Source organism: Pseudomonas sp. P7758, assembly GCF_013386485.1.
GTDB lineage: Bacteria > Pseudomonadota > Gammaproteobacteria > Pseudomonadales > Pseudomonadaceae > Aquipseudomonas.
The window spans coordinates 19,769-36,935 of the sequence record NZ_JACARS010000005.1 but is presented as its reverse complement, the minus strand read 5'-3'; the positions used below and the strand labels follow the sequence as shown (position 1 = coordinate 36,935).

The following is a 17,167-nucleotide window of genomic DNA, read 5'->3' as shown; positions in this document are numbered from 1 at the left end:
AAGCTCCCTCGCCACGCACAGCGCTTCTGCCAATGGGGTACCTGTTATGCATAAGCCCTGCGCCTTGATCCCGGTCTATAACCACGAAGCCGCCGTGCCCGCCGTGGTGCGCACCGTGCTGGACAGCGGCCTGCCATGCCTGCTGGTAGACGACGGCAGCAGCGCCGCCTGCGCCGCCGTGCTGGCGCAACTGGCAACCCTCGACAACGTGTCCCTGCTGACCCTGCCCGCCAACCAGGGCAAAGGCGCCGCCGTCATGGCCGGCTTTCGCGAAGCCGCACGCCTGGGCTTCACCCACGCCCTGCAAGTGGACGCCGACGGCCAGCACGACCTGCGGGAAGTCGGTACCTTCCTCGACGCCTCCCGCGCCCACCCGAATGCGGTGATCTGCGGCTACCCGGAATACGACGACAGCGTGCCCAAGGGCCGCCTTTACGCGCGCTACCTGACCCACGTTTGGGTGTGGATCAACACCTTGTCGCTGCAGATCCGCGATTCCATGTGCGGCTTTCGCGTGTACCCACTGCCACCGACCCTGGCCTTGATGGACTCGGCCAACATCGGCAAACGCATGGATTTCGACTCCGACATCCTGGTGCGACTGGCCTGGCGCAACCAGCCGATGCGCTGGCTGCCGACCAAGGTGCACTACCCCGCCGACGGCCTGTCGCACTTTCGCCTGTTCCACGACAACGCGCTGATTTCCTCGATGCACACCCGGCTGTTCTTCGGCATGTTGGTGCGCGCGCCGATGATCCTCTGGCGCCGGTGGCAGGCATGAGCCAGGACACCAAGCACTGGGCCGACCGCGAGGAGCGCGGCAGCTTCTGGCTGATGAAATTCACCGCCTTCGCCGCCAAGGTCCTCGGGCGCCGGCTGCTGAGCCCGCTGCTCTACGGCATCGTTTTCTACTTCTTTCTGTTCGGCCGCACGGCCCGCCAAAGCGCCTGGCAATACCAGCAGCGCCTGGCCGACTGGAGCCGGCGCGACGACCTGCGCCCTACCCACAGAAGCGTCTTCGGCCAGTTCATGGCGTTCGCCGACGCCCTGCTGGACAAGCTCGACGTATGGAACGGCAAGCTGCGCCTGGAGCAGATCGAAATCATCGACCCGGCCCAACTGCGCGGCCAGCTGCGCAGCGAACGCGGGCAGATGCTGGTGGGCGCGCACCTGGGCAATCTTGAGGTGTGCCGCGCCCTCGCCGAACTGGGCGAAAAGGTCACCATGAACGTGCTGGTGCACACCAAGCACGCTGAACGTTTCAACCGGATTCTGGGCGAAGCCGGGGCGACCAATCTGCGCCTGATCCAGGTCAGCGAACTTGATCCGGCAGTGATGATGCTGCTCAGCCAGCGCCTCGACGACGGCGAGTGGCTGGCGATTGCCGGCGACCGCGTACCGCTGCATGGCGGGCGTACGGTGCGCGTGGATTTCCTCGGCCATGACGCCGCCTTCCCCCAAGGCCCGTGGCTGTTGGCCGGTTTGCTGAAATGCCCGGTCAACCTGCTGATGTGCTTGAAGCATCAAGGCCGTTATCGCCTGATCATCGAGCCGTTTGCCCAGTTGATCGAATGGAAACGCAGCGACCGCCCGCAGGTGATCGCACAATGGACCGCCCGCTACGCCGAGCGCCTGGGCCAGTTCTGCCTGGAAGCGCCCCAACAATGGTTCAACTTTTACCCTTTCTGGAAGACCGATGACGACGCATCTTGAGCCGGTAACCTTCGGCGAAATTCCCCTGCGCATCGAAGACGTGCTGGCCCTGGCCAACCGTCAGGCGCCGACTCAACTGCAAGCTGATGCCAAGTACCGCCAGCGCATCGCCAAGGGCGCGCAGTTCCTGGATTCGTTGCTGGACAAGGAAGGCGTGATCTACGGCGTGACCACCGGCTACGGCGACTCGTGCGTGGTGGCGGTGCCGCTGGAGCACGTCGAAGCGCTGCCCCGCCACCTCTACACGTTCCACGGCTGCGGCCTGGGCAAGTTGCTGGATGCGCAAGCCACCCGCGCGGTGCTGGCGGCGCGGTTGCAGTCGCTGTGCCATGGCGTGTCGGGCGTGCGCGTGGAGTTGCTGGAGCGCCTGCACGCGTTCCTGGAATTCGACGTGCTGCCGCTGATTCCGGAAGAGGGCTCGGTGGGCGCCAGCGGTGACTTGACGCCGCTGTCCTACGTGGCCGCAACCTTGTCTGGTGAGCGCGAAGTGATGTTCCGTGGCGAACGCCGCCAGGCGTCGGAGGTGCACAGCGAGCTGGGCTGGGACCCGCTGGTACTGCGCCCGAAAGAGGCCCTGGCACTGATGAACGGCACCGCCGTGATGACCGGCCTCGCCTGCCTGGCCTTCGCCCGCGCCGACTACCTGCTGCAACTGGCCACGCGCATCACCGCGCTGAACGTGGTGGCGCTGCAAGGCAACCCGGAGCATTTCGACGAGCGCCTGTTCGCCGCCAAGCCGCACCCGGGGCAGATGCAAGTCGCCGCCTGGCTGCGCAAGGATCTGGCGATTGACGCGCCGACCGCGCCGCTGCATCGCCTGCAAGACCGTTACTCCCTGCGCTGCGCGCCCCACGTCCTGGGCGTGCTGGCCGACAGCCTGAACTGGTTGCGTTCGTTCATCGAGATCGAACTCAACAGCGCCAACGACAACCCGATCATCGACGCCGAAGAAGAACGCGTGCTGCACGGCGGCCACTTCTACGGCGGCCACATCGCCTTCGCCATGGACAGCCTCAAGACCCTGGTGGCCAACGTCGCCGATCTGCTGGACCGCCAGCTCGCGCTGCTGGTGGACGTGCGTTACAACCACGGCTTGCCGAGCAATTTGTCCGGTGCGCCAGCCGAGCGGGCGATGATCAACCACGGCTTCAAGGCTGTGCAGATCGGCACCAGCGCCTGGACCGCCGAAGCGCTGAAAAACACCATGCCGGCCAGCGTGTTCTCGCGCTCCACCGAGTGCCACAACCAGGACAAGGTGAGCATGGGCACCATCGCCGCCCGCGATGCGATTCGTGTGCTGGAACTGACCGAACAAGTCGCCGCCGCCACCTTGCTCGCCGCTAATCAGGGCGTATGGCTGCGGGCCCAGGCTGAAGATGCGCGCCCGCTGCCGCCGGCGCTGGCCGCCATGCAAATCGAGCTGGCCAAGGACTTCCCGCCGGTCATCGAAGACCGCGCCCTGGAAGGCGAACTGCGCCTGTGCCTGAAACGCATCGCCGAGCAACACTGGAGGCTGCATGCGTAGCCCCGGCGTGTTGCACTGCGACACTGAAATCCTCGTGCCGTTTTTCGACATCGACACCATGAACGTGGTGTGGCACGGGCACTACGTAAAGTACCTGGAAGTCGCCCGCTGCGCCTTGCTGGACAAGCTCGGCCACAACTACACGGCGATGCTGCAAGCGGGCTACGCCTGGCCGGTGATCGACATGCAGCTGCGCTATGTGCGCGGCGCGACCTTCGGCCAGACTATCAACGTGCGCGCCAGCCTGGTGGAGTGGGAGAACCGCTTGAAGGTCAATTACCTGATCAGCGACAAGGCCACCGGTAAACGCCTGACCCGCGCCAGCACTGTGCAACTGGCGGTGGAAATTGCCAGTCGCGAAATGCAGTTGGCCTCGCCGAAGGTATTTGTCGACGCAGTCGAGAGGGCGCTGTCATGACACACAACCCTGTGGGAGCGGGCTTGCCCGCGATGGTCGTCAACGATAACGCGAGACGCCTGACACTTCTCGGCGCCCTCAGGTTCTTCGCGAGCAAGCTCGCTCCCACAAGGACCGCGCTAATCCTGTTGTTAAGCATTCCAGGCCTGGCCCATGCTTTCGACCTGCAACAACTCAGCGATCAGCTGGCAAAACCGTCGGTGATCCACGGCAACTTCATCCAGGAAAAACACCTGCGCGCGCTGCCGCAGCCGCTGACCAGCAAGGGCACCTTCGTCCTGGCCAAGGACCACGGCCTGCTGTGGCTGCTGAAAACCCCGCTGCAACAGGACTACCGCATCAGCGCCAACGGCATCGCCCGGCGTGACGCCAACGGCTGGCAATTGCTGCCGAACAAGAGCGCCGGCGCCGAGCAGAACCGTTTGTTCCTCGCCGTGTTGCAGGGCGACAGCAGCGGCTTGCAGCGTGACTTCGAGCTGCAACTGCAAGGCGAAGCCCAGCAGTGGAAACTCACGTTGATCCCGCGCTCGCTGCTGCTCAAGCAGGTGTTCACCCAAATCAATATCGACGGCGGCGAACTGGTGCAGAAGATCGAGCTGCTGGAAACCCAGGGCGACAGCACCGTACTGCGCATGCAGGACAGCACCAGCAGCCAGCCCTTGAGCGACGCGGAGCAACACGACTTTGCCGAGTGAACGCTGGTTGCCGCGCCTGTTCCTGATCCTGCTGGTGGCCGTGTTGGCCCTGGCGGGTTGGCAATGGCGCCATGGCGCGCCGTTGTCGGCGAATTTGATGGAACTGGTGCCCGGCACCGCGCCGGATGCGCTGGAGCTGCGGGCCGAACAGCGCATGCAGGAACCGCTGAACCGCGAAATGCTGGTGCTGGTGGGGCATGCCGATCGACAAAAAGCCGTGGCCATGGCGACGCAATTGGGCGAAGCCTGGCAAGCCAGCGGCCTGTTTGAAAAGGTCCAGTGGAACCTCCAAGCCGACCTGCCGGCCCTGCGTCAGCAGTTGCTGCAAGGCCGGCTGGCGATGCTCTCGGCCAAGGATCGCGAGCAACTGATCGACGAGCCCCAGGCGTTTATTCAGCAGCGGGTTCAGGCGCTGTTCGACCCGTTCACCGGCTTCAGCCTGGTGCCGAGCCAGGACGATTGGCTGGGCCTCACCGGGCGCATCCAGAACAGCCAGCCGCAACACGGTTCGGTGCAGCTGGATATCGGCAGCGGCGCGCTGATCGCCGATGCCGACGGCAAAAGCTGGGTACTGCTGCGGGCCCGCACCACCGGCAATGCCTTCGACATGAAACTGCCGCTGCAAGTGGCTGACCTGCTCAAGGCCAGCCGCGAGCAGGCCGACCAGCAAGGCGCGCAATTGCTCGCCGCCAGCGGCCTGCTGTATGCAGCCAATGGTCAGCAGCAGGCCACGCGGGAAATCACTTGGGTCGGCGGCGGCGCGACGGTAGGCATCCTGTTATTGCTGCTGCTTGCGTTCCGCCGCTGGCGGGTGTTGCTGGCGTTCGTGCCGGTGCTGGTGGGCATGCTGTTTGGTGCGGTGGCCTGTGTGGCGCTGTTCGGGCATATGCATGTGATCACGCTGGTGCTGGGCTCGAGCCTGATCGGCGTGGCGGTGGATTACCCGCTGCATTACCTGTCCAAGAGCTGGAGCATGAGCCCTTGGCGCAGTTGGCCGGCCTTGCGCCTGACCTTGCCCGGCCTGAGCCTGAGCCTGGCCACCAGTTGCATCGGTTACCTGGCCCTGGCGTGGACGCCGTTCCCGGCGCTGACGCAAATCGCGGTGTTCTCCGCTGCCGGTCTGGTGGGCGCTTACCTGTCGGCCGTGTGCCTGTTGCCGGCCTTGCTCAAAGGCGTCGAGCTGCGCCCGGCGCAATGGCCCCTGCGCATTGCCGAGTTCCTGCTGAGCGTGCGCGAGTCGCTGCTCAAGCGCCTGCCAAGCCCGGTGTTGTTGATACTGGTGTTGGTGTTTTGCGCCGGTGGGCTGTGGCACCTGAACAGCAAAAACGATATCCGCCAGTGGATCGGTGCGCCACCGCAGTTGCTGCAGGAAGCCCAGGCCGTTGCGCGGATTACCGGGTTCCAGCCCACCAGCCAGTTCTTCCTGGTGCGGGCGGACAACCAGCAGCAGTTGCTGGAACGCCAGGCCGCGCTGAGCCAGCGCCTGGATCAGTTGGTGAACATGGACAAGCTCCAGGGTTACCTGGCGCTCAACCAGTTGGTCAGCGCGCCGGCGGAGCAACAGCAACTGCGCGAGGCCCTGAAACAGCTGCCGCAGTACTGGCAGCCATTGCTGGACCTCGGTGTGCCCGCCAGCGCGCTGCAAGCCGAGCTGGCCCAGTTGCAGGCCTTGCCCACCGAAGACATCGACGCAGCACTGGTCGGCCCGCTGGCCGAGCCATGGCGCACGCTGTGGCTGGGGAATGTCGACGGTGGCGTGGCGGCGATGGTGAGCCTGCAAGGGTTGAACAACCCGGCCTTGCTGCGGGTGCAGGCCCTGGATCTGCCCGGCGTGCAGTTGGTGGATCGCCTCGGCGACTTGAACCAGGTGTTCGCCGCCACACAGATCAGCGCGGCGGAATTGAAATTGATGTCCTGCGTGTTGATCGTACTGCTGCTGATCCTGCCGTTCGGCTTCGGCGGCGCCTTGCGCATCGTCGCCCTGCCGTTGCTGGCGGCGCTGTGCAGCCTGGCCAGCCTGGGTTGGCTGGGGCAGCCGCTGACGTTGTTCAGCCTGTTCGGCCTGCTGCTGGTGACCGCCATCAGCGTCGACTACGCGATCCTGATGCGTGAACAAATTGGCGGCGCCGCCGTGAGCCTGTTGGGCACACTGTTGGCGGCCGTGACTACTTGGCTATCGTTCGGCCTGCTGGCTATTTCCAGCACACCGGCGGTGAGTAATTTTGGGCTGTCGGTGAGCCTGGGGCTGGCGTTCAGCTTCATGCTGGCGCCGTGGGCCAGCCCGTCCGGGACAAGGAAGATAAGATGAGCAGCCAATACCTGAGTAAAAACTACGTCGAAGAAACCAAATTCGGCTTCTGGTTCCTGCGCAGCCACACCTGGCAGCACCATGTGCTGCGCGTGGCCATCAACGACCTGCGCAGCCTGTTCAGCGACCCGCTGCCGGTTGCCCCGGTGCTGCTGGACGCTGGTTGCGGCCAGGGCAAGTCGTTCCAGTACCTGCAGCAGGTGTTCGCCCCCGACCGCCTGATCGGCCTCGACGCCGACCCCCACAGCCTCGACCTGAGCCGCGCCGAAGCCGCGCGCCAGGGCATCGCCATCGAGTTGATCGGCAGCGACTGCGCGACCCTCGACGTGGCCGACGCCAGTGTCGACGTACTGTTCTGTCACCAGACCTTCCATCATCTGGTGGAACAGCATCGCGCCCTGAAAGAGTTCTATCGGGTGCTCAAGCCGGGCGGCTACCTGCTGTTTGCCGAATCCACCGAGGCCTATATCGACACCTGGGTAATCCGCTGGCTGTTTCGTCACCCGATGCATGTGCAGAAAAGCGCCGAGGAGTACCTTGAGATGATTCGCGAGCAGGGCTTTGAGTTCGGCCCGCAGAACGTCTCGTACCCGTACCTGTGGTGGAGCCGCGCCACCGATTTCGGCCTGCTTGAGCGCTGGGGCCTGCGCCAGCCAAAACCGGCCGGCCAGCGCGAAGAAACCCTGGTCAACGTGGTCGCCCGCAAACCTCTGGCGAGCGCTGAAACATGATCCGAATGCTGTTGATCGGCTGCCTGTTGCTGCTGGGCGCGTGCGCCAGCCAGCCGCCGTTGCCGTCGAAAACCCCGGTGCTGAGCCTGCCGTTGCAACTGCATGTGCAGCGCGAACAGGATGGCCAACGCCAGGACTGGTTGCTGGTGATGCAGCGCGAAGGCGGCGGGATTCGCTGGTCGATGATGGACCCGCTGGGCATTCCCCAGGCTCGGCAGATGCTGATCAATGGCGCCTGGCAGGCCGACGGTCTGCTGCCGCCCAATCCCCAGGCGCGTGAATTGTTTGCCGCGCTGTTGTTCGCCCTGACCTCGGCGGATGAAGTTTCCAGGCTGTACCCCGGCACCCAGGAAATGGACCTGATCCGCACCCTGCCGTCCCACTGGAAGATCACCTATCACTCCTCCCTGGTGTTTCGCGTGGACGTGATCGGGCAACACCTGACCTACCACATCTCGCCGCTTGGGGCTGCCCGATGAGCGCCTACCTCAATGCCCTCGGCGTGATCTGCGCCCTGGGCCGCGACAAGCGCGAAGTCAGCCGCCGCCTGTTTGCCGGCGACTGCTCCGGCATGCGCGCCGAAAGCGGCTGGGTGCCGGAGCGTGTGTTGCCGGTGGCCGCTGTGCACGGTGAACTGGCGGCGATACCGCCCGGGCTGGAATCCCATCGCAGCCGCAATAACCAGTTGCTGCTGGAAGCCGCGTTGCAGATTGACGACGAGATCCGGCAAGCGATCCAGACGTTCGGCGCGTCGCGCATTGGCATCGTGCTCGGCACCAGCACCTCGGGCATCGATGAAGCCAGCCGTGGCATCGCCCACTATCTGCGGGAAAACCAGTTCCCCGCCGACTACGACTATCAGCAACAGGCGCTTGGCGCCCCGGCCGATTTCCTCGCCGACTGGCTGCAACTGAGCGGCCCGGCCTACGTGATTTCCACCGCCTGCACCTCCAGCGCACGAGCGCTGATGAGTGCCCAACGCCTGTTGGACCTGGGCGTGTGCGATGCGGTGATCTGCGGTGGCGTCGACACGCTGTGCAAGCTGACCCTCAATGGTTTTTCGTCGCTGGAGGCGGTTTCGGCAGAGCGCTGCAATCCGTTTTCGCTGAACCGCAACGGCATCAATATCGGCGAAGCCGCCGTGTTGTTCCTGATGAGCAAAACCCCGGCGCCGGTCGCACTGCTGGGCAGTGGCGCCAGTTGCGACGCCCACCATATTTCCGCCCCCGAGCCTGCCGGCAAGGGTGCGTTGCAAGCGATGCGCAAGGCCCTGGCCAGCGCACAACTGGCGCCCGGACAAATTGGCTATCTCAACCTGCACGGCACCGCCACGCAGCACAATGACGCCATGGAAAGCCTGGCGGTCGCGGCCCTGTTCCCGGACGGCGTAGCCTGCTCCTCGACCAAACCCATGACCGGCCACACCCTGGGCGCCGCTGGCGCCCTGGAAGCGGCGTTCTGCTGGCTGAGCCTGGCAGAAGGCGTAGTGCCGCCGCATGTCTGGGATGGCCAGGCGGACCCCGACCTGCCCGTACTGAAGTGGGCGTCGCCCGGCGACGCCCTGGAAAAACGCTGCCTGATGAGCAACTCGTTTGCCTTCGGCGGCAACAACGTCAGCCTGATTATCGGAGACGCCCCATGACTGATTGGCCGCTCGCCGAACTGCTGCCCCACGCCGGTGACATGATCCTGATCGATCAGGTCCTGAGCTTTGATGAAGAACAGATCCAGACCCGCCTGACGGTCAAGCCCGGCGGTCTTTTCAACCGCGCCGATGGCAGCCTGCCCGCGTGGGTCGGCATTGAGTTGATGGCGCAAAGCGTCGCGGCCTACGCCGGTTGCCACGCGCGCCAGAAAGGTGAAGCCGTGGAGTTGGGCTTCCTGCTGGGCACGCGCAAGTTCGAGTGCAACGTTGAGCACTTTCCCGCAGGCACCGAGCTGACCATCCACGGCCTGCGCTCCCTGGAAGACGACAACGGCATGGGTGTGTTCGAATGCCACCTCACCGGCGACGGCATCCAGGCCAGCGCGCGCTTGAACGTATTTCGACCGCCCCAGGCGGCCAACTATTTAGATGAATCGAAGGACACCACGCCATGACTGAATCCGTATTGGTGACCGGCTCCAGCCGTGGCATCGGCCGCGCTATCGCTGTGCGCCTGGCCCAGGCCGGGCACGACATCGTGCTGCACTGCCGCAGCGGGCGTGCCGAGGCGGATGCGGTGCAGGTCGAAATCGAAGCGCTGGGGCGCAAGGCCCGGGTGTTGCAATTCGATGTGGCGGACCGCGCCAGCTGCAAGGAGATCCTTGAAGCCGACGTGGAAGCCCATGGCGCGTATTACGGCGTGGTGCTCAATGCGGGCCTGACGCGCGATGGCGCGTTTCCAGCGCTGTCGGAAGACGATTGGGACGTGGTGATGCGCACCAACCTCGACGGTTTCTACAACGTGCTGCACCCGGTGATGATGCCGATGATTCGTCGTCGCGCCGCCGGGCGGATCGTGTGCATCACCTCGGTATCCGGGCTGATCGGCAACCGCGGCCAAGTCAACTACAGCGCGTCCAAGGCCGGCCTGATCGGCGCCGCCAAGGCCCTGGCCATCGAGCTGGGCAAGCGCAAGATCACCGTCAACTGCGTGGCCCCCGGGCTGATCGACACCGCGATGCTCGATGAAAACGTACCGGTGGAAGAGCTGATGAAAATGATCCCCGCCCAGCGCATGGGCACTCCGGAAGAAGTCGCCGGGGCGGTGAATTTCCTGATGTCGGCAGAAGCCGGCTACATCACCCGCCAAGTGCTGGCCGTGAATGGAGGCCTGTGCTGATGAAACGTGTGGTGGTCACCGGCATCGCCGGCGTTACGTCCCTGGGCAGCGATTGGGCAACCATCGCCGCCAACTTCCGCGCCAACCGCAGCGGCATCCGGCGCATGGACGAGTGGGACCGTTTCACCGAACTGAACACCCGGCTGGCCGGGCCGATCGATGATTTCGTGGTGCCCGCCCACTGGACCCGCAAGCAACTGCGCAGCATGGGCCGGGTTTCCCGGCTGGCGGTATGGGCGGCGGAGCAGGCGCTCAAAGACGCCGGCTTGCTGGGCGACGAGTCGATCAAGGACGGGCGCATGGGCGTGGCCTGTGGCTCGTCCACCGGCAGCACCGACGAGATCAAGGCCTTCGGCAATATGCTGCTGAACTCGGTGGCCGAGGGGCTGAACGCCAACTCCTACGTGCGGATGATGCCCCACACCACAGCGGCGAACATCAGCATTTTCTTCGGCCTCACCGGCCGGCTGATCCCCACGTCCAGCGCGTGCACCAGCGGCAGCCAGGGCATCGGCTACGCCTATGAAGCCATCAAGTTCGGCCGCCTGCCGCTGATGTTGGCAGGTGGCGCCGAAGAGCTGTGCCCTACCGAAGCCATGGTGTTCGATGCGCTGTACGCCACCAGCCTGAAAAACGATGCACCACAAACCAGCCCGCGTCCCTACGACAGTGGCCGCGACGGCCTGGTGATCGGCGAAGGCGGCGGCATCCTGGTGCTCGAAGAACTGGAACATGCGCTGGCCCGTGGCGCGCATATCCACGCCGAAATCGTCGGCTTCGGCAGCAACGCCGACGGCCAGCACACCACCCGCCCGGAACAGGCCACCATGCGCCGCGCCATGGAACTGGCATTGGAAGATGCGGGGCTTGCGCCCGACGCGATCGGCTATGTGAACGGCCATGGCACCGCCACCGACCAGGGCGACATCGCCGAAACCCTGGCCACCAGCAGCCTGTTCGGCAGCCGCATGCCCATCAGTTCGCAGAAGAGTTTCCTTGGGCATACCCTGGGCGCATGCGGCGCGCTGGAGTCGTGGTTCAGCATCGAGATGATGAACCGCAACCAATACGTGCACACCTTCAACCTCGACGAGGTCGACCCGCGCTGCGGCGAGCTGGACTACCTGCAAGGTGAGTTCCGCGAGCTGCACAGCGACTACGTGATGAACAACAATTTTGCCTTTGGCGGCGTCAACACTTCGCTGATCTTCCGCCGCTGGGTCTAAGTTTTTTTACTGACTGGAGAAATGGAATGTCTTCCCTGCTACGCGCAACACTGGTCGCTTTGGCCCTGCTCACCACCGCTGGCTGCACCAACAAACCGGTGCTCAACACCCAGCACGACTTGCCGGCGAACCCGCAGGTCAACGAAGAAAAAATGAAGCAGACCATTATCGCGGCCTTGAACAAACGCCAATGGGTGGTGCAGCGCCTGAGCCCGCAACTGGTGCAGGCCGAGATCAACGTGCGCAACCAGTTCCACGCTGAAATCGACATCCGCTACACCGCCACCAGCTACGCCATCACCTACCGCGACAGCCGCGACCTGGGTTACAAAGACGGCAAGATTCACCGCAACTACAACCGCTGGGTGAGCATGCTGGACCGTGACATCCTGGCGGCGTTGCGCACCAATGGTGTGAGTGACACGGCGCAGTTGCTCCAGCAGACCGGGACGTCGAAGCAGAACTGAAACACCCGCTTCCCTGTGGCGAGGGAGCTTGCTCCCGTTGGGGCGCGAAGCGCCCCTGAAACCTGCGATTGAAGGTTGTCTGGTAAAACTTAGTCGTCGGGTTTTGGGGCTGCTGCGCAGCCCAGCGGGAGCAAGCTCCCTCGCCACAGGTTATACGTCGGTCATACCAATGCCTTGCGGGTCAGCAGCTCGACAAACGCCTTGGCCATCGGCGTCTGCTGGCCCTTGCGCTGCACCAGCCACACCGCCGTCACTGCCTCCTGATCCAGCAACGTGCGATACACCACGCCATCAATGCGGATCCGCTGATACGACGCCGGCAACACCGAGACACCCAACCCCGCCGCCACCAGGCCGATGATGGTCATCGCCTCCCCGGCCTCCTGCGCGAAGTGCGGGCTGAAGCCGGCATCACGCGCCAGGCTCATCAATTGGGCATACAACCCGCTGCCGTAAGTCCGCGGGAAAAACACAAACGGTTCTTCGGCCAATTGCGCCAGGTGCAAACCCCGCTCACTGCCCTCCACCAACGGATGCCCGGCGTTCAGCACGGCCACCAAGGGCTCGCGCATCAGCTCCACGACGCTCAAGGAATCGGGCAACGGCAACGGTCGCATCAACCCCACCTGAATCGACTCATCCACCAGCGACTCGGCCACCTCCGTGCTGCTCATCTCCTGCAGATTCAAATGCACCGCCGGGAATGCCTGGCGAAACGCGAAGATCGCCTGTGGGATGCTGGAGTTGAACGGCGCAGAAGAGGTGAAGCCAATCTTCAACTCCCCCAGTTCCCCCAGCTGCGCCCGACGCGCCACGTCCGCCGCTTTATCCACCTGCGCCAGCACCAACCGCGCCTCTTGCAGGAACAACCTGCCGGCCTCGCTCAGCTCGACCCGACGATTGGTACGCTCAAACAACCGCGCACCTATCTCCTGCTCCAGCGCCTGGATCTGCTGGCTCAGGGGCGGCTGGGAGATCCCCAGCACCTGCGCGGCGCGGCCAAAATGCAGCTCTTCAGCCACGGCGATGAAGTAACGCAGGTGGCGCAATTCCATGAAAACCTCATTAGGTCGTAAAAGCTCTTAAACAGGTCGAACAATATATTGGAAAGAATCAATAGGGAGCTATATTCTTTTTTGCATTGCCAGCCCTGGCAGTCTTTCCTCCCCGAGGTCCCGCGTGAAATCTGCTGTCGCTCCGCTTGCTCAAGAAGTACCGCCCACCGCCCTCGATGAAGTGGTGGCACAGCTCAACGAGCAGTACATCGAAAAAGGCACCCCGATGTTCATGCGCACGGTGCTGGCGCTGTTCTCCGGCGGTTTCGCCACTTTCGCCCTGCTCTACTGCGTACAGCCGATGATGCCGGCGCTGTCCCACGAATTTTCCATCAATGCCGCGCAAAGCAGCCTGATTCTCTCGGTGGCCACCGGCATGCTCGCCATTGGCCTGCTGATCACCGGGCCGATTTCCGACACCCTGGGGCGCAAGCCGGTGATGGTTGCCGCGCTGTTCTGCGCCGCACTGTGCACCATCGCCAGCGGCTTGATGCCAAGCTGGGAAGGCATCCTGCTGATGCGCGCACTGGTGGGCCTGTCCCTCAGCGGCCTGGCAGCGGTGGCCATGACCTACCTGAGTGAAGAGATCCACCCGCAACACATCGGCCTGGCCATGGGTTTGTACATCGGTGGTAACGCCATTGGCGGCATGAGCGGGCGCTTGATCATCGGTGTGCTGATCGACTTCGTCAGTTGGCACACGGCGATGCTGATCATTGGCGCCCTGGCGCTGATCGCAGCCACGGTGTTCTGGAAGATCCTCCCCGAGTCGCGCAACTTCCGCGCCAGCACCCTGCACCCGCGCAGCCTGGTGGACGGCTTCACCATGCACTTCAAGGACGCCGGCCTGCCGTGGCTGTTCCTCGAGGCCTTCGTGCTGATGGGCGCCTTTGTGACGATGTTCAACTACATCGGCTACCGCTTGCTGGCGGACCCGTACGATTTGAGCCAGGCCGTGGTAGGCCTGCTGTCGCTGGTCTACCTCTCGGGTATCTACAGCTCGGCGAAAATCGGCTCCCTGGCCGACCGCCTGGGCCGTCGCCGAGTGCTCTGGGGCACCATCGTGCTGATGCTCGGCGGCATCGCCCTGACGCTGTTTACCCCGCTGTGGCTGGTAGTGCCCGGCATGCTGATCTTCACCTTCGGCTTCTTCGGCGCCCACTCGGTGGCCAGCAGCTGGATCGGCCGCCGCGCGCTGAAAGCCAAGGGCCAGGCGTCGTCGCTGTACCTGTTCAGTTACTACGTGGGGTCGAGTATTGCGGGGACGGCGGGCGGGTTTTTCTGGCACTACGCCGGGTGGAACGGGATTGGCGGGTTTATCGTCGCGCTGTTGATCGTCGCGTTGCTGGTGGCGTTGAAGCTGGCGAAGTTGCCGCCGTTGCAGGAAGCCAAGGCTTAATCACCGCTCACAAAAAAGCCCGGCATCTGCCGGGCTTTTTCATTGCCGCGCGATCACTCGTGATACGGCGCCGACAACTCGTGCACCGCCCGCAGGAACGCGCCTGCGTGCTCCGGATCAACTTCCGGAGTAATGCCGTGGCCAAGGTTGAACACGTGACCACTGCCTTTGCCGTAGCTGGCGAGGATGCGGCCCACTTCAGTACGGATGGCTTCCGGCTTGGCGTACAGCACGGTCGGGTCCATGTTGCCTTGCAGCGCAACCTTGTTGCCCACGCGGCGACGGGCTTCGCCGAGGTCGCAGGTCCAGTCCAGGCCCAGCGCGTCGGCGCCGGCGTCGGCGATGCTTTCCAGCCACAGGCCGCCGCCCTTGGTGAACATGATCACCGGCACCTTGCGGCCTTCGTGTTCGCGGATCAGGCCGCTGACGATCTTGCGCATGTAGGCCAGGGAGAACTCCTGGTACGCCGCCGCCGACAGGTTGCCACCCCAGGTGTCGAAGATCTGTACCGCCTGGGCGCCGGCCATGATCTGGCCGTTGAGGTAGGAGGTGACCGACTGCGCCAGCTTGTCCAGCAGCAGGTGCATGGCTTGCGGGTTGTCGTACAGCATGGCCTTGGTCTTGCGGAAGTCTTTCGACGAGCCGCCTTCGACCATGTAGGTGGCCAGGGTCCACGGGCTGCCGGAGAAGCCGATCAGCGGCACGCGGCCGTTCAGCTCGCGGCGGATGGTGCTGACCGCATCCATGACGTAGCCCAGGTCCTTGTGGGGATCGGGGATCGGCAGGGCTTCGATGTCGGCCAGGGTGCTGACGACTTTCTTGAAACGCGGGCCTTCGCCGGTTTCGAAGTACAGGCCCTGGCCCATGGCGTCAGGGATGGTCAGGATATCGGAGAACAGGATGGCCGCATCCAGCTGTGGATAGCGGTCCAGCGGTTGCATGGTGACTTCGCAGGCGAACTCCGGGTTCATGCACAGGCTCATGAAGTCGCCGGCGTGGGCGCGACTGGCGCGGTATTCCGGCAGGTAGCGACCGGCCTGGCGCATCATCCACACAGGGGTGACGTCCACGGGTTGCTTGAGCAGGGCACGAAGGAAACGGTCGTTCTTGAGGGCAGTCATGTCGGCATCCGCAAAAAAAGTGCGGGCATTTTCTCAGAGCGCGACGCAAAAGGCACGGCAAGAGCCGTGCCTTTTGTCTATCGGGTCAATTTGTCGCGGATATGAAAGCGCCACAAAACAAATGTGGGAGCGGGCTTGCTCGCGAAAGCGGTGGGTCAGCCAACACATCTGGTGACTGATATACCGCATTCGCGAGCAAGCCCGCTCCCACATTTTGATCCCATTTCAATCCGGGATCGGGGTCAGACCTGCAGGTAATCCAGGATACCTTCGGCGGCGTTGCGGCCTTCGAAGATGGCCGTCACTACCAGGTCAGACCCGCGCACCATGTCGCCACCGGCGAAGATTTTCGGGTTGCTGGTCTGGTGTTTGTACTGGCCTTGTTCCGGGGCTACAACGCGGCCCTGGCTGTCGGTCTGGATTTCGAACTGCTCGAACCACGGCGCCGGGCTTGGGCGGAAACCGAAGGCGATGACCACGGCGTCTGCCGGGATGATCTCTTCGGAACCCGGGATCGGCTCGGGGCTGCGACGGCCACGGGCATCCGGTTCGCCGAGACGGGTCTCGACCACTTTCACGCCTTCGACACGGTCTTCACCGACGATAGCGATCGGCTGGCGGTTGTAGAGGAATTTCACGCCTTCTTCCTTGGCGTTCTTCACCTCTTTGCGCGAACCCGGCATGTTGGCTTCGTCACGACGGTAGGCACAGGTCACCGACTTGGCGCCCTGGCGAATCGAAGTGCGGTTGCAGTCCATCGCGGTATCACCACCGCCCAGCACCACGACCTTCTTGCCTTTCATGTCGACGAAATCTTCCGGCGACTTTTCAAAGCCCAGGTTGCGGTTGACGTTGGCGATCAGGAAGTCCAGAGCGTCGTACACGCCCGGCAGGTCTTCACCGGCGAAGCCACCCTTCATGTAGGTGTAGGTGCCCATGCCCATGAACACGGCATCGTATTCTTCGAGCAGTTGCTCCATGGTCACGTCCTTGCCGATTTCGGTATTGAGGCGGAACTCGATACCCATGCCGGTGAAGACTTCGCGACGATGGCTCAGTACGGTTTTTTCCAGCTTGAACTCGGGGATGCCGAAGGTCAGCAGGCCACCGATTTCCGGGTTCTTGTCGAACACCACCGGGGTCACGCCGCCACGCACCAGCACGTCGGCACAGCCCAGGCCCGCCGGGCCCGCGCCGATGATCGCGACGCGCTTGCCGGTCGGCTTGACCTTGGACATGTCCGGGCGCCAGCCCATGGCGAACGCGGTGTCGGTGATGTACTTCTCCACCGAACCGATGGTCACCGCGCCGAAGCCGTCGTTGAGGGTGCACGCACCCTCGCACAGACGGTCCTGCGGGCACACCCGGCCGCACACTTCCGGCAGGGTGTTGGTCTGGTGCGACAGCTCGGCGGCGGCGAGGATGTTGCCCTCGGCCACCAGCTTCAGCCAGTTCGGAATGAAGTTGTGCACCGGGCACTTCCATTCGCAATACGGGTTACCGCAACCCAGGCAGCGGTGGGCCTGGTCGGCCGAGTGCTGGGGTTTGAAGGGCTCGTAGATTTCCACGAACTCTTTCTTGCGTTGACGCAACAGTTTCTTCTTCGGATCTTTGCGCCCGACATCGATGAACTGGAAGTCGTTATTCAGACGTTCAGCCATGTTAAAACCTCATCAAACTCTTC

Annotated in this window: 17 protein-coding genes; 14 read left to right on the top strand and 3 right to left on the bottom strand. The window is 63.8% G+C overall.

Annotated features, from left to right (window positions below):
• The first annotated feature begins 46 nt into the window (after positions 1-46).
• The 13 genes from HX873_RS00700 to HX873_RS00640 are packed head-to-tail and all read left to right on the top strand — an operon-like array spanning position 47 to position 11,908.
• Positions 47-781 (top strand): glycosyltransferase family 2 protein, encoded by a 735-nt coding sequence (locus HX873_RS00700; RefSeq protein ID WP_177008295.1) that lies wholly within the window; start codon positions 47-49, stop codon positions 779-781.
• Positions 778-1,713: a glycosyl transferase gene (locus HX873_RS00695; protein WP_134325617.1), complete on the top strand. Its 936-nt coding sequence runs from the start codon at positions 778-780 to the stop codon at positions 1,711-1,713. The genes HX873_RS00700 and HX873_RS00695 overlap by 4 nt, the downstream gene beginning before the upstream one ends.
• On the top strand, positions 1,697-3,238 hold the full coding sequence (gene hutH, locus HX873_RS00690; protein WP_177122247.1) for a histidine ammonia-lyase: 1,542 nt from the start codon (positions 1,697-1,699) through the stop codon (positions 3,236-3,238). Before HX873_RS00695 ends, hutH begins: the two co-directional genes overlap by 17 nt.
• Complete coding sequence (locus tag HX873_RS00685) at positions 3,231-3,656, top strand: thioesterase family protein (protein ID WP_177122246.1); 426 nt, start codon at positions 3,231-3,233, stop codon at positions 3,654-3,656. Before hutH ends, HX873_RS00685 begins: the two co-directional genes overlap by 8 nt.
• Before the next feature lie 32 nt (positions 3,657-3,688).
• Positions 3,689-4,351: an outer membrane lipoprotein carrier protein LolA gene (locus HX873_RS00680; RefSeq protein ID WP_043226421.1), complete on the top strand. Its 663-nt coding sequence runs from the start codon at positions 3,689-3,691 to the stop codon at positions 4,349-4,351.
• On the top strand, positions 4,341-6,659 hold the full coding sequence (locus HX873_RS00675) for an MMPL family transporter (protein ID WP_177122245.1): 2,319 nt from the start codon (positions 4,341-4,343) through the stop codon (positions 6,657-6,659). The genes HX873_RS00680 and HX873_RS00675 overlap by 11 nt, the downstream gene beginning before the upstream one ends.
• A complete protein-coding gene (locus tag HX873_RS00670; RefSeq protein ID WP_008439235.1) occupies positions 6,656-7,390 on the top strand; it encodes a class I SAM-dependent methyltransferase in 735 nt (244 codons plus the stop codon). Before HX873_RS00675 ends, HX873_RS00670 begins: the two co-directional genes overlap by 4 nt.
• Positions 7,387-7,869: a hypothetical protein gene (locus HX873_RS00665; protein WP_032899865.1), complete on the top strand. Its 483-nt coding sequence runs from the start codon at positions 7,387-7,389 to the stop codon at positions 7,867-7,869. Before HX873_RS00670 ends, HX873_RS00665 begins: the two co-directional genes overlap by 4 nt.
• The gene (locus HX873_RS00660; RefSeq protein ID WP_177122244.1) at positions 7,866-9,032 is read left to right on the top strand and encodes a beta-ketoacyl-[acyl-carrier-protein] synthase family protein; all 1,167 of its coding nucleotides are present in this window, start codon (positions 7,866-7,868) and stop codon (positions 9,030-9,032) included. The genes HX873_RS00665 and HX873_RS00660 overlap by 4 nt, the downstream gene beginning before the upstream one ends.
• Entirely contained in the window at positions 9,029-9,490 is a 462-nt protein-coding gene (locus tag HX873_RS00655; protein WP_177122243.1) for a hotdog family protein, read from the top strand. The genes HX873_RS00660 and HX873_RS00655 overlap by 4 nt, the downstream gene beginning before the upstream one ends.
• Positions 9,487-10,215 carry a 3-oxoacyl-ACP reductase FabG gene (gene fabG, locus HX873_RS00650; RefSeq protein ID WP_087692521.1) on the top strand — a complete coding sequence of 243 codons (729 nt, stop codon included), beginning with the start codon at positions 9,487-9,489 and terminating at the stop codon, positions 10,213-10,215. Before HX873_RS00655 ends, fabG begins: the two co-directional genes overlap by 4 nt.
• Complete coding sequence (locus tag HX873_RS00645) at positions 10,215-11,441, top strand: beta-ketoacyl-ACP synthase (protein ID WP_177066716.1); 1,227 nt, start codon at positions 10,215-10,217, stop codon at positions 11,439-11,441. The genes fabG and HX873_RS00645 overlap by 1 nt, the downstream gene beginning before the upstream one ends.
• Before the next feature lie 26 nt (positions 11,442-11,467).
• The gene (locus tag HX873_RS00640; RefSeq protein WP_003209360.1) at positions 11,468-11,908 is read left to right on the top strand and encodes a hypothetical protein; all 441 of its coding nucleotides are present in this window, start codon (positions 11,468-11,470) and stop codon (positions 11,906-11,908) included.
• Positions 11,909-12,069: 161 nt separating this feature from the next.
• Here HX873_RS00640 and HX873_RS00635 read toward each other — a convergent pair whose 3' ends face one another.
• Positions 12,070-12,963, bottom strand: coding sequence for a LysR family transcriptional regulator (locus HX873_RS00635; protein ID WP_003209358.1), 894 nt, complete (start codon positions 12,961-12,963; stop codon positions 12,070-12,072).
• A 181-nt stretch (positions 12,964-13,144) separates the two neighbouring features.
• On the opposite strand from HX873_RS00635, the gene HX873_RS00630 reads away from it, so the two are divergent.
• The gene (locus HX873_RS00630; protein ID WP_371132458.1) at positions 13,145-14,362 is read left to right on the top strand and encodes an MFS transporter; all 1,218 of its coding nucleotides are present in this window, start codon (positions 13,145-13,147) and stop codon (positions 14,360-14,362) included.
• A 53-nt stretch (positions 14,363-14,415) separates the two neighbouring features.
• Here HX873_RS00630 and hemE read toward each other — a convergent pair whose 3' ends face one another.
• Together hemE and HX873_RS00620 are read right to left on the bottom strand one after the other, a co-directional pair.
• Positions 14,416-15,483, bottom strand: a complete 1,068-nt coding sequence (gene hemE / locus HX873_RS00625; protein ID WP_177122242.1) for a uroporphyrinogen decarboxylase — start codon at positions 15,481-15,483, stop codon at positions 14,416-14,418.
• Between the two features lie 242 nt (positions 15,484-15,725).
• On the bottom strand, positions 15,726-17,144 hold the full coding sequence (locus HX873_RS00620; protein ID WP_003209353.1) for an FAD-dependent oxidoreductase: 1,419 nt from the start codon (positions 17,142-17,144) through the stop codon (positions 15,726-15,728).
• Positions 17,145-17,167: the final 23 nt, after the last annotated feature.

What these genes read in the sequence shown, in the direction of transcription:
- HX873_RS00700 (WP_177008295.1), top strand. Translation starts at nt 47, where the DNA reads ATGCATAAGCCCTGCGCCTTGATCCCGGTCTATAACCACGAAGCCGCC.
- HX873_RS00695 (WP_134325617.1), top strand. Translation starts at nt 778, where the DNA reads ATGAGCCAGGACACCAAGCACTGGGCCGACCGCGAGGAGCGCGGCAGC.
- hutH (WP_177122247.1), top strand. Translation starts at nt 1,697, where the DNA reads ATGACGACGCATCTTGAGCCGGTAACCTTCGGCGAAATTCCCCTGCGC.
- HX873_RS00685 (WP_177122246.1), top strand. Translation starts at nt 3,231, where the DNA reads ATGCGTAGCCCCGGCGTGTTGCACTGCGACACTGAAATCCTCGTGCCG.
- HX873_RS00680 (WP_043226421.1), top strand. Translation starts at nt 3,689, where the DNA reads ATGGTCGTCAACGATAACGCGAGACGCCTGACACTTCTCGGCGCCCTC.
- HX873_RS00670 (WP_008439235.1), top strand. Translation starts at nt 6,656, where the DNA reads ATGAGCAGCCAATACCTGAGTAAAAACTACGTCGAAGAAACCAAATTC.
- HX873_RS00665 (WP_032899865.1), top strand. Translation starts at nt 7,387, where the DNA reads ATGATCCGAATGCTGTTGATCGGCTGCCTGTTGCTGCTGGGCGCGTGC.
- HX873_RS00660 (WP_177122244.1), top strand. Translation starts at nt 7,866, where the DNA reads ATGAGCGCCTACCTCAATGCCCTCGGCGTGATCTGCGCCCTGGGCCGC.
- HX873_RS00655 (WP_177122243.1), top strand. Translation starts at nt 9,029, where the DNA reads ATGACTGATTGGCCGCTCGCCGAACTGCTGCCCCACGCCGGTGACATG.
- fabG (WP_087692521.1), top strand. Translation starts at nt 9,487, where the DNA reads ATGACTGAATCCGTATTGGTGACCGGCTCCAGCCGTGGCATCGGCCGC.
- HX873_RS00645 (WP_177066716.1), top strand. Translation starts at nt 10,215, where the DNA reads ATGAAACGTGTGGTGGTCACCGGCATCGCCGGCGTTACGTCCCTGGGC.
- HX873_RS00640 (WP_003209360.1), top strand. Translation starts at nt 11,468, where the DNA reads ATGTCTTCCCTGCTACGCGCAACACTGGTCGCTTTGGCCCTGCTCACC.
- HX873_RS00635 (WP_003209358.1), bottom strand. Translation starts at nt 12,963, where the DNA reads ATGGAATTGCGCCACCTGCGTTACTTCATCGCCGTGGCTGAAGAGCTG.
- hemE (WP_177122242.1), bottom strand. Translation starts at nt 15,483, where the DNA reads ATGACTGCCCTCAAGAACGACCGTTTCCTTCGTGCCCTGCTCAAGCAA.
- HX873_RS00620 (WP_003209353.1), bottom strand. Translation starts at nt 17,144, where the DNA reads ATGGCTGAACGTCTGAATAACGACTTCCAGTTCATCGATGTCGGGCGC.